Origin of the sequence: Streptomyces phyllanthi, from assembly GCF_009377205.1 — a bacterium.
GTDB lineage: Bacteria > Actinomycetota > Actinomycetes > Streptomycetales > Streptomycetaceae > Streptomyces > Streptomyces phyllanthi.
Window position 1 is genome coordinate 1 of sequence record NZ_VJZE01000594.1, and the last position, 4,703, is coordinate 4,703.

General features: G+C 71.7%; 5 protein-coding genes and 1 pseudogene. 1 reads left to right on the forward strand and 5 read right to left on the reverse strand.

The window, feature by feature from the left end; genetic code table 11:
• Positions 1–323: pseudogene (locus FNH04_RS41590) on the reverse strand (collagen-like protein); the annotation flags it as partial.
• Positions 320–595 carry a hypothetical protein gene (locus FNH04_RS41595; RefSeq protein ID WP_322725383.1) on the reverse strand — a complete coding sequence of 92 codons (276 nt, stop codon included), beginning with the start codon at positions 593–595 and terminating at the stop codon, positions 320–322. The pseudogene FNH04_RS41590 and the gene FNH04_RS41595, both read right to left, overlap by 4 nt.
• A gap of 415 nt (positions 596–1,010) precedes the next feature.
• On the opposite strand from FNH04_RS41595, the gene FNH04_RS41600 reads away from it, so the two are divergent.
• Positions 1,011–1,553, forward strand: coding sequence for an isochorismatase family protein (locus tag FNH04_RS41600; RefSeq protein ID WP_152791431.1), 543 nt, complete (start codon positions 1,011–1,013; stop codon positions 1,551–1,553).
• A gap of 109 nt (positions 1,554–1,662) precedes the next feature.
• On the opposite strand, the gene fdhD is transcribed toward FNH04_RS41600, so the two are convergent.
• The 3 genes from fdhD to FNH04_RS41615 form a co-directional block, all read right to left on the reverse strand.
• Positions 1,663–2,562, reverse strand: coding sequence for a formate dehydrogenase accessory sulfurtransferase FdhD (gene fdhD, locus FNH04_RS41605; protein WP_152791432.1), 900 nt, complete (start codon positions 2,560–2,562; stop codon positions 1,663–1,665).
• A 7-nt stretch (positions 2,563–2,569) separates the two neighbouring features.
• On the reverse strand, positions 2,570–3,430 hold the full coding sequence (locus FNH04_RS41610) for a 2Fe-2S iron-sulfur cluster-binding protein (RefSeq protein WP_152791433.1): 861 nt from the start codon (positions 3,428–3,430) through the stop codon (positions 2,570–2,572).
• Positions 3,427–4,703, reverse strand: a 1,277-nt coding sequence (locus FNH04_RS41615; RefSeq protein WP_152791434.1) for a complex I 51 kDa subunit family protein, incomplete at its 5' end; no start/stop codon positions are given. The genes FNH04_RS41615 and FNH04_RS41610, both read right to left, overlap by 4 nt.

The following is a 4,703-nucleotide window of genomic DNA, read 5'->3' on the forward strand; positions in this document are numbered from 1 at the left end:
TCCCCCTTGTCGCCCTTCTCGCCGGGCGTGCTCGCGGGCACCCGGACCCGGTCGCGCAGGTCGTCCACCGCCTCGGAGGGGTCGGGGGCGGCCGGGGTGCCGCCCGCGGCCTTGATCTGGGCGCGCAGTGCCCGTACGTCCTCCGCGAGGGTGGACAGCGCCAGCCCGCGCCGGTCGGCCTCCGAGCGCAGCTCCTCCGCCCGGCGGTCCCCGGCGTCGATGCGCGCCCACAGCATCACCGCCACCCCGGCGAGCGCGACCAGCACGAAAACGAGGGAGATACTGCGCCAGCGCACGGCGATCAGCCGCTGGAACCCGCTCATCGGGCGTCTCCTCCGAGTCGGTCGATATCGAGCCGCAGCCGTGCGATCTCCGACTGGTCGGCGGCGCGCAGCGAGGACAGCTCGTCGATGCGCGAGTCCCGTTCGGCGACCTGGCGTTCCAGGCGGTCGCGCTCCACTTGTAGTTTCTCGGTCAGACTGGAATAGCCCATCAGGGCGTTCTCGCCCCGTTTGCCCAAGTACGCCACCAGTGCCGCGCCCAGCACGCCCGCGGCTGCCAGTAGCGAGCCGATCAGGGTGGTGCCGGCATCCACGTGACTGCCTCCTGCCTGGCCGACGGGCCACGCCCGACGCGGCCCGAGCTCCTTCCCCCCGGGAACACCTCCCGGCCCCTCGCCCGACGACATGGGCCAAGTGGATGCCCGGTGTAACGAGCGAGATGGCAGGCGGGGTGTGCGATGACCGACGCATCGCCCGAATTGGTGATGGCGGGGCGCCGGCGGCGCGCGACGGGGAGGTGAAGCGGGACACCGGACCACCCCCTGCCCGGTGACAGGAAGCGGCGCGGACGCGGCACGGCACGGCACGGCACCGAGACCGGACGGCGAACCGCCGTCTCACCGCCGTCCCGTCGGCCACGACCGAATGTGCACAGTCAACGTGCGCAGTTCACGGGCTTGTTGATCCGGATTTCCGGTACGGACGGCTGATGCGGGCTAACGTTCCGTCATGACCGCACCCGACACCGAACCCCGACTGGCGCTCGACCCCGCACGCACGGCCCTCGTACTCGTCGACCTGATGGACCGCATCGTCGGGCTGCCCCTGGAGCCCCACAAGGGGACCGACGTGCTCGCCGCCGCCGAGGATCTGGCGCGATCCTTCCGCGCGGAGGGCGCCCTCGTCGTACTCATCCGCGTCGAGCGCTCCGGCGTCGCCGAACAGCCGCCCGGCAGCGGACTGGTCGCCGGCCTCGCCCGGGAGGGCGACCTGGAGATCGTGAAGCGCACCATCGGAGGCTTCCAGGGCACCGACCTCGACGAGCGGCTGCGCGAGCGCGGGATCACCGCCCTCGTCTTCGGCGGCATCGCCACCAACCTCGGCGTCGAGTCCACCGCCCGCGCCGCCGGTGACCTCGGCTACGACCTCGTCTTCGTCGAGGAGGCCATGGCCGCGTTCACCGCCGCCGAGCACGAGGCGTCCGTACGGCTGGACTTCCCGCGCCTGGGCACGGTCGTCACGGCGAGGGACGTGCACTTCACGCAGGCGTGACCTCCCGGGACGTCCCGTGCGGCGGCCCGGCGGCGTGAGGCGGGGCCCCGCGGTGCAGGGGGCGCTCCCCACCGGCAGGGTCCCCGCCGCCGTGTCGCGGGGGAACCGGTCAGCCCTGGGAGGCCGCGGCCCTCAGGGCGATACGGTCCTCGCCCGCGTACACGTTCATGGAAGCGCCCCGCAGGAAGCCCACCAGGGTCAGCCCCGACTCCACCGCGAGATCCACCGCCAGCGACGACGGAGCCGACACCGCCGCGAGCACCGGGACACCCGCCATCACCGCCTTCTGCGCGAGCTCGAACGAGGCACGGCCCGACACCAGCAGGATCGTGCGGGACAGGGGAAGCGCGCCGCTCTGCAGCGCGCGCCCCACCAGCTTGTCCACCGCGTTGTGGCGGCCCACGTCCTCCCGTACGTCGAGGAGCTCGCCGTCCTCGCTGAACAGGGCCGCCGCGTGCAGGCCCCCGGTCCGGTCGAAGACCCGCTGGGCCGCGCGCAGCCGGTCGGGGAGGGCCGCGAGCAGCTCGGGATCGAGACGGACCGGGGGAGCGTCACCGCCATGCGTGTCGTCGATGGGCCAGCGGGCCGTCGTACGGACCGCGTCGAGCGACGCCTTGCCGCACAGACCGCAGGACGACGTCGTGTACACGTTCCGCTCGAGCGTGATGTCCGGAACGGCGACATCCGGGGCCGTCTTCACGTCCACCACGTTGTACGTGTTCGAACCTCCCCCACTCTCGGCTTCGCTCGAGCGGGAGGTGCCCCCATACGTGGCGCCCGCGCAGTACACGATGTTCCGCAGGTCCTTCTGCTCCGCGAGTACGCCCTCGCTCACCAGGAAGCCCGCCGCGAGCGCGAAGTCGTCGCCCGGGGTGCGCATGGTGATCGCGAGGGGCTTGCCGTTGAGCCGGATCTCCAGGGGTTCCTCGGCGACGAGCGTGTCCGGGCGGGTGGAGACCGCGCCGTCCCGGATGCGGATCACCTTGCGTCGTTCCGTGACTCGTCCCATGTCCCCATCAGTCCCGGTTCTGTACGTGCTGGTAGCCGAAGCGGCCCTTGATGCACAGGTTGCCGTGGGTCACCGGATTGTCGTGCGGCGAGGTGACCTTCACGATGTCATTGTCCTGCACGTGCAGCGTGAGGTTGCAGCCCACTCCGCAGTACGCGCACACCGTCGTCGTCTCCGTCTGCGCGGACTCGTCCCACGTACCCGCCGCGCGCATGTCGAACTCCGACTTGAAGGACAGCGCGCCCGTCGGGCACACCTCGATGCAGTTCCCGCAGTACACACAGGCCGAGTCGGTCAGGGGCGCGTCCTGCTCGACCGCGATCCGGGCGTCGAAGCCGCGCCCGGCGACGGAGATCGCGAACGTGTTCTGCCACTGGTCTCCGCACGCGTCCACGCACTTGTAGCAGAGGATGCACTTGTCGTAGTCGCGCACGTACAGCTCGTTGTCGATCTTCGGTTCCTCGTTGAGGCGGGCCGCGTCCGGGCCGAAGCGGTCCGGCTCCGCCCCGTACTCCTTGATCCACTCGGTGGCCTTCGGGGTCGTCGACAGATCGACGGAGGACGCGAGCAGTTCGAGCACGATCTTGCGGCTGTGGCGGGCGCGTTCGGTGTCGGTACGGACCTCCATGCCCGGTTCCGCAGTGCGGGAGCAGGCCGGGACGAGGGTGCGCGCGCCCTCGACCTCGACGACGCACACCCGGCAGGCGTTCTTCGGGGTGAGGGTGTCGCCCAGGCAGAGGGTCGGGACGTCCTTTCCGGCGGCCCGGCAGGCGTCGAGGATGGTCGAGCCCTCCGGGACCCTGGCTTCCTGCCCGTCGATGGTGAACTCGACCAGGCGGCGCGGCACTCCGAGCGGTATCACGGTCATGCGTACGCCCCCAGGCGGTCGATGGCGGATTCCACGGCGTTCCAGGCGGTCTGCCCGAGACCGCAGATCGAGGCGTCCCGCATGGCGCGGCCCACCTCGCGCAGCAGCGCGATGTCACCGGCCGCGTCCGCACCCGTCCGCTCCACGATCCGGCGCAGCGCCTCCTCCTGCCGTACGGTGCCCACCCGGCAGGGCACGCACTGGCCGCAGGACTCGTCGCGGAAGAACTCGGCGATGCGGAGCAGGAGGCGGGGGAGCGGCACGGTGTCGTCGAAGGCCATGACGACACCCGAGCCGAGGGTGGTGCCCGCCTCACGGGTCCCCTCGAAGGTGAGCGGAACGTCCGTCTCATCGGGGCGTACGAAGCCACCGGCCGCACCGCCGAGCAGGACGGCACGCAGGTTGTCGCGTACCCCCGCGAGGGTCAGCAGGTCGCCGAGTGTCGCGCCGAAGGGGAGCTCGTAGACGCCGGGGCGGGAGACGCTGCCGGACACGCAGTAGAGCTTGGGGCCGGTGGACCGCGGTGTACCGATGGCCGCGTAGGCCTGCGCGCCCATCGTCAGGACCGGTAGTACGTTGACCAGCGTCTCGACGTTGTTCTCGGCGGTGGGCTTGCCGAACAGCCCCTTCTCGACGGGGAAGGGCGGCTTCGAGCGCGGCTCGCCCCGGTACCCCTCGATGGAGTTGAACAGCGCGGTCTCCTCACCGCAGATGTACGCGCCCGCGCCGCGCCGGATCTCGATGTCGAAGGCGTAGCCCTGACCCAGGACGTCGTCGCCGAGCAGTCCGCGGGCACGTGCCTGCGCGATGGCGTGGGTGAGGCGGGTGAGGGCGCGTGGGTACTCGCCGCGCACGTAGAGGTACCCCTTGTGGGCCCCTGTGGCGTACCCCGCGATGGTCATCGCCTCGACGAGCGCGTACGGGTCGCCCTCCATGACGACCCGGTCCTTGAACGTGCCCGGCTCGGACTCGTCCGCGTTGCAGACGAGGTAGTGCGGGTGGTCGGGCTGGGACGCGGTCGCCTGCCACTTGCGGCCCGTGGGGAACGCGGCGCCGCCGCGCCCCACCAGGCCGGAGTCGGTGACCTCCCGGATGACTCCGGCGGGGCCGAGTGCGAAGGCCTGGCGGAGGGCCGTGTAGCCGCCGTGGGCGCGGTAGTCGTCGAGGCTGAGGGGGTCGACGGTGCCGATGCGGCGCAGGAGGATCAGGTTGTCCTGGCCGGCCTGGGGGACGGCCATCGCGGCCGGCGGTTCGGCGGGGGCTGTTTCGGGGG